Origin of the sequence: Streptomyces bambusae (genome assembly GCF_019400985.1) — a bacterium.
Classification (GTDB): Bacteria; Actinomycetota; Actinomycetes; order Streptomycetales; family Streptomycetaceae; genus Streptomyces; species Streptomyces bambusae_A.
Genome location: NZ_WTFF01000406.1, coordinates 1 through 5,625, shown reverse-complemented (window position 1 = coordinate 5,625; position 5,625 = coordinate 1). Strand labels below are relative to the sequence as shown.

5 protein-coding genes are annotated in these 5,625 nt (G+C 72.4%); 3 read left to right on the top strand and 2 right to left on the bottom strand.

Translation table 11 applies throughout. The features are described 5' to 3' along the window. Positions 1 to 331: 331 nt before the first annotated feature. From cmk to der, 3 genes are all read left to right on the top strand, one after another. Entirely contained in the window at positions 332 to 1,030 is a 699-nt protein-coding gene (cmk, locus tag GPJ59_RS32680; protein ID WP_219671539.1) for a (d)CMP kinase, read from the top strand. Then, a complete protein-coding gene (locus GPJ59_RS32675; RefSeq protein ID WP_308120611.1) occupies positions 985 to 1,698 on the top strand; it encodes a lysophospholipid acyltransferase family protein in 714 nt (237 codons plus the stop codon). Before cmk ends, GPJ59_RS32675 begins: the two co-directional genes overlap by 46 nt. A 161-nt stretch (positions 1,699 to 1,859) precedes the next feature. Beyond that, on the top strand, positions 1,860 to 3,323 hold the full coding sequence (gene der / locus GPJ59_RS32670) for a ribosome biogenesis GTPase Der (protein ID WP_219671537.1): 1,464 nt from the start codon (positions 1,860 to 1,862) through the stop codon (positions 3,321 to 3,323). A gap of 108 nt (positions 3,324 to 3,431) precedes the next feature. Here the strand turns inward: der and GPJ59_RS32665 are convergent, their stop codons facing one another. Together GPJ59_RS32665 and GPJ59_RS32660 are read right to left on the bottom strand one after the other, a co-directional pair. Beyond that, the gene (locus GPJ59_RS32665) at positions 3,432 to 3,911 is read right to left on the bottom strand and encodes a hypothetical protein (RefSeq protein ID WP_219671536.1); all 480 of its coding nucleotides are present in this window, start codon (positions 3,909 to 3,911) and stop codon (positions 3,432 to 3,434) included. A gap of 534 nt (positions 3,912 to 4,445) precedes the next feature. Then, positions 4,446 to 5,252: a hypothetical protein gene (locus GPJ59_RS32660; RefSeq protein WP_258025263.1), complete on the bottom strand. Its 807-nt coding sequence runs from the start codon at positions 5,250 to 5,252 to the stop codon at positions 4,446 to 4,448. Between the last annotated feature and the right edge of the window lie 373 nt (positions 5,253 to 5,625).

The following is a 5,625-nucleotide window of genomic DNA, read 5'->3' as shown; positions in this document are numbered from 1 at the left end:
TACATTTTTGTTTTTTACAAGAAAAGGCCGACATACGACACCGGCCTGGTCTCGTGGGGCGAGAGATGTGTAAAAAGAGACGGGCCTCCCCGCCGGGGCCCCCCCCCCCAACCCCCGCCCCCCCCCCACCCCGCCAAACCCCCCCCCCCCCCCCACCCCCGCCCCACCCGCCAGCCAAGCCCGACGCCCCGCCCCCTACCCACCCCCCACCCCCGCCCCGGAGCCGGGTGTCGCGCCAGCCCGGTAACCTTGGTCGGGGGCGCTTTGCCGCGCCCGGAAATCGCACAGGACATCGCACGAACCGCACGACCTACCAGGAAGGTGCCCGCCCGTGGAAACCGCCGCTCCGTCCGCCGTGATCGTCGCCATCGACGGTCCCTCCGGCACGGGCAAGTCCAGCACCTCCAAGGCCGTTGCCGCCAAGCTCGGGCTGCGCTACCTGGACACCGGTGCCCAGTACCGGGCCATCACCTGGTGGATGATCACCAACGGCATCGACACCGACGACCCGCACGCCATCGCGGTGGCCGCCGGCAAGCCCGTCATCGAGTCCGGTACGGACCCCGCCGCGCCCACGATCACGGTCGACGGCCTCGACGCCGCCGGCCCGATCCGGACCCAGGAGGTCACCTCCAAGGTCAGCGCCGTCAGCGCCGTGCCCGAGGTACGGGCCCTGATCACCGAGCTCCAGCGGAGCATCGCCGCGCAGGCCGAGGGCGGGATCGTCGTCGAGGGCCGCGACATCGGCACCACCGTGCTGCCCGACGCCGACCTGAAGATCTTCCTGACCGCGTCCCCCGAGGCCCGCGCCGCCCGCCGCAACGGCGAGCTGAAGGGCAAGGAGGCCACGGACCTCGCGGCCACCCAGGCAGCCCTGATCAAGCGGGACGCGGCCGACTCCGGCCGCAAGACCTCCCCGCTGGCCAAGGCCGGCGACGCCGTCGAGGTGGACACCACCGAGCTCACCCTCGACCAGGTCATCGAGTGCGTCGTGACCCTCGTGGAGGAGAAGCGGGCGGCCGCCGAGTGAGTACGACGCCCTCCCCCAGGGGTGCGGCGGTCGGGCGGCGGATCGGCATCGGGCTCATGTACGGGCTGTGGAAGCCCCGCGTACTCGGCGCCTGGAAGGTGCCGGCCACCGGACCGGCCATCCTGGCGGTCAACCACGCGCACAACATCGACGGCCCGATGCTGATGGGCACGGCGCCCCGCCCGGTGCACTTCCTGATCAAGAAAGAGGCCTTCGTCGGCCCGCTCGGCTCCTTCCTGGAGGGCATCGGGCAGCTGAAGGTCGACCGTTCCGGCACCGACCGGAACGCCGTCACGAGCGCGCTCGGCGTGCTGGAGCACGGCGGCGTCCTCGGGATCTTCCCCGAGGGCACCCGGGGCGAGGGCGACTTCGCCTCGCTGCGCGCCGGGCTCGCGTACTTCGCCGTACGCTCCGGCGCCCCGATCGTGCCGGTGGCGGTGCTGGGAAGCACCGACCGCCGCGGCCGGCTGGTCAAGGGGCTGCCCCCGCTGAAGAGCCGGGTGGACATCGTCTTCGGTGATCCCTTCCAGGCCGGCGACGGCTCGGGGCGGCGCACCCGCGCGGCGCTCGACGCCGCCACCGTGCGCATCCAGGAGCACCTGACGGCACACCTGGCCGACGCCAGGCGCCTGACCGGCCGCGAGCTGCGAGACTTGAGTCAGACGTGACCGGGTAGGGCCGGTCGGTGAGGCCGACTGGCAGGGCCGACCGGCAGGGCCGGCAGGGCCGGCAGGCCCGGCAGAACCACAGAAACAACAGAACAGCAGACCCAGTAGTGGGCCCGCGAGCGGGTGCCACCGACCACCACGAACGACGAGGAACGGACTTCATGAACGACCAGCACGACCACGGAGCGCTTGGCGACGCCGAGTACGCGGAGTTCATGGAGCTCGCCGCGGAAGAGGGCTTCGACCTCGACGACGTCGAAGGTGCCATCGAAGAGGCGGGTGCGGGCCCGCTGCCCGTCCTCGCCGTCGTCGGCCGGCCCAACGTCGGCAAGTCGACCCTGGTGAACCGGATCATCGGCCGCCGCGAGGCCGTGGTCGAGGACAAGCCGGGTGTCACCCGCGACCGTGTCACCTACGAGGCCGAGTGGGCGGGCCGCCGCTTCAAGGTCGTCGACACCGGCGGCTGGGAGCAGGACGTCCTCGGCATCGACGCCTCCGTCGCCGCCCAGGCCGAGTACGCCATCGAGACCGCCGACGCGGTGGTCTTCGTCGTGGACGCCAAGGTCGGCGCCACCGACACCGACGAGGCCGTCGTCAAGCTGCTGCGCCGCGCCGGCAAGCCGGTCGTGCTGTGCGCCAACAAGGTCGACGGCCAGTCCGGCGAGGCCGACGCCGCCTACCTGTGGTCGCTGGGCCTGGGCGAGCCGATGCCGGTCTCGGCCCTGCACGGCCGCGGTACGGGCGACATGCTCGACGCCGTCCTGAGCGTGCTGCCCGAGGCGCCCGCCCAGACCTTCGGCGGAGCCCCGCTCGGCGGGCCGCGCCGCATCGCGCTCATCGGCCGCCCGAACGTCGGCAAGTCCTCGCTGCTCAACAAGGTGGCCCGCGAGGAGCGCGTGGTCGTCAACGAGCTGGCCGGCACCACCCGCGACCCGGTCGACGAGCTGATCGAGCTCGGCGGCGTCACCTGGAAGTTCGTGGACACCGCCGGTATCCGCAAGCGCGTCCACCTCCAGCAGGGCGCCGACTACTACGCCTCCCTCCGCACGGCCGCGGCCGTCGAGAAGGCCGAGGTGGCGGTCGTCCTGATCGACGCGAGCGAGTCGATCAGCGTCCAGGACCAGCGCATCATCACCATGGCCGTCGAGGCGGGCCGCGCGATGGTGATCGCGTACAACAAGTGGGACACGCTGGACGAGGAGCGCCGCTACTACCTCGAGCGCGAGATCGAGACCGAGATGCAGCAGGTCTCGTGGGCGCCCCGGGTGAACGTCTCCGCGCTCACCGGCCGCCACATGGAGAAGCTGGTCCCGGCGATCGAGACGGCGCTGGCCGGCTGGGAGACGCGCGTCCCGACGGGCCGCCTGAACGCCTTCCTCGGTGAGATCGTCGCCGCCCACCCGCACCCGATCCGCGGCGGAAAGCAGCCGCGCATCCTCTTCGGCACGCAGGCCGGCACCAAGCCGCCGCGGTTCGTGCTCTTCGCCTCCGGCTTCCTGGAGCACGGCTACCGGCGCTTCGTGGAGCGCCGCCTGCGCGAGGAGTTCGGTTTCGAGGGCACCCCGATCCACATCTCGGTCCGGGTGCGGGAGAAGCGCGGCAACAAGACCGCGAAGAAGAAGTAGCAAAAGCGGCGGGAATCGGCGGAATCGGCGGAAGCCGAAACCGCGGAGCCGAAACCGCGGAGCCGAAACCGCGGAAGCAGAAGCAGCGGAAGCAGAAGCCGGGGTTGCTCAGTAGCCCCGGCGCGGAGCGGGCGGCAGGGCCGCCGGGATGTGGTGCATCCCGGTCTGGTGCTGCCGCCCGCTCGCGTACATGCCGGTGGTGGTGGCGCCGAGGCCGGTTCCGGTGCCGGTGCTCGCGGTGGCCGCCGCGTACAAGGGCTGGGGCTGGGGCTGGGGCGTCGGGTACGCCGTCTGCCAGGGGTCGGTCTGCCACGCGGAACCGTTCCAGCCGCTCACGCTGCTGCCGGTGGCGTAGCTGGAGCCGGTAGCGAGGGCCGTGCCGGTGCTGGAGAAGCCGGTCCCGACGCTGGAGAAGCCGGTTCCGGAACCCGAGCCGTACGTGCCGAAGCTCGGGAAGCCGAGGTCCTCCTCTCCCGACCGGTCGCCCGGCAGGGCCCGGAACGAGCGCAGGTACTCGGAGTAGAGCGCGTCGTAGATCGGGGTGGGGCTGAGGAAGGACGGGGCGCGGGAGGAGTCGTGTGGATGCACGTAACAGCCAACGACACCGGCGCCCTCCGGATGCGGGGGCGGACGGAAATACGACGGCCGTAAGAACGCGGAGCGCCGGGCCCGAAGGGGCGACCGCCGGACCGGAAAGGCACGGACCGCCCGGACCAGTAGGGCACGGATCGCCCGGCCCAGAAAGGCACGGATCGCCCGGACCGGAAAGGCACGGACCGCCCGGCCCGGAAAACGCGGATCGCCGGTGGGGGCGCCGCCGCGCGGATCACGCGCGGGGCGCCTCCACCGGCGCACACCGCCGTCCGGCCCGTGTCGGGCCGGACGGCGGAATCCCGGGGGTGAGCACGTACGAAGGGGCGAGCACGTACGAAGGCACGTACGACGGGACGGCCGAGCAGGCACGTCCCCGTACGACCCCGTACGAACGACGAACAACGGATGCCGGACCACTCACCCCGGCCCCGTACGGACGGACGTACGTACGGACGGACGGACGGACGTACGGACAGGCTGAGCCCCGACCAGCCCAGCCCCGCCCAGCCCCGGTCAGATCGGATCAGATCAGGTGCCGGCCAGCGGCATCGAGGCCGCCACGAGCTTGCCGGAAGCCGCAGCCTTGTCCAGCGCGTCGCGCAGCAGGTCCTCGCGGGGCTGCTGGCCGATCGAGCCGACAGGCGCGGCGTAGACCAGTACCCGCTTGGTCTTGTTGACCTCGGTCCGCCAGCCCTCCGTGACCGACAGCGCCTGGTGGGCCTGCCACCAGGCGACCTGGCCGCTGCCGTCGGCGCCGGGCTGGAGCACGGCGTGCAGCTGGCCGCCGGCCAGCAGGACCGACCAGCCCGCCAGCGGCGAGGGCACCTCGGCGGTGTCGGTGACGGGGATGAAGCCCTGCTCGATCAGCAGCGGCAGGAAGTCGTCGCCGGGGCCGGTGGTGCCGGGGCGGGCGATCGGCGCGGTCGGCTCGACCACCAGGGCTGGGTACAGGGTGCCGTCGAGCAGTACGAGACCACTGGTGATGCCCAGTACGGCCTGGCCGCCCGGCTCGGAACGCGGGACGTCCGCGGCGGCCGGGGAGGGCGCGGCATGACCGGCGACGGAGGTCTCGCCGGTGATGCTGGCGACGGCGCCCTGGAGCTGCTCCTCGGAGACCGTCACGACCTGGGAGGGGATGCAGCCGGCGTGGGCGAAGGCGAGGACGGCGGTCTCCTCGCCGACGAACAGCACCGTGCTGGTGCGTTCACGCTCGGAGTCTCCCGGCGTGCGGCAGGAGGTGCAGTCGTAACTGCCCGGCGCGGTCTCGCCGGCGAGCAGCAGGTCGGCTTCTTCGTCGCCGATCTCGGCGCGTACGTCATCACTGACGTCGAGCATGCGCGGCACGGGGTGACTCCTCGGACTAGGCGGAACGGCAGGGTGGGCGGCCGGCGGTTCCCGGCTCCCCGGGCTCAACGGGGGAGCGGTGGGCGGGGTCACGCCGAACGAGGGAACGGAATCGAACCGGGCCCCCGAAGGGGTGAACGGGTCGGAGAGTGCTTTCTCTTCGCATCAACTGCTGTCCGGTTCAGGTCAGTTGGTGTCGCTGATTGAGCGCTTGCGGTGAGGGCGTGAGGGCGGGCGCTCCGGCCGGCGGGCGGCCGACCGGGTGGGCCGCGGGCGGACGCCGCGCGGCGGGCCGGGAACGGCGGCGGGAGCCGCCTAGCGTGACCCGGTGCCCGATTTCCGGATCAGGCGCGCGGCCCTGTCG

Bases quoted from the DNA above. Each gene is read 5' to 3' on its own strand.
- der (WP_219671537.1), top strand. From the start codon at position 1,860: ATGAACGACCAGCACGACCACGGAGCGCTTGGCGACGCCGAGTACGCG.
- GPJ59_RS32660 (WP_258025263.1), bottom strand. From the start codon at position 5,252: ATGCTCGACGTCAGTGATGACGTACGCGCCGAGATCGGCGACGAAGAA.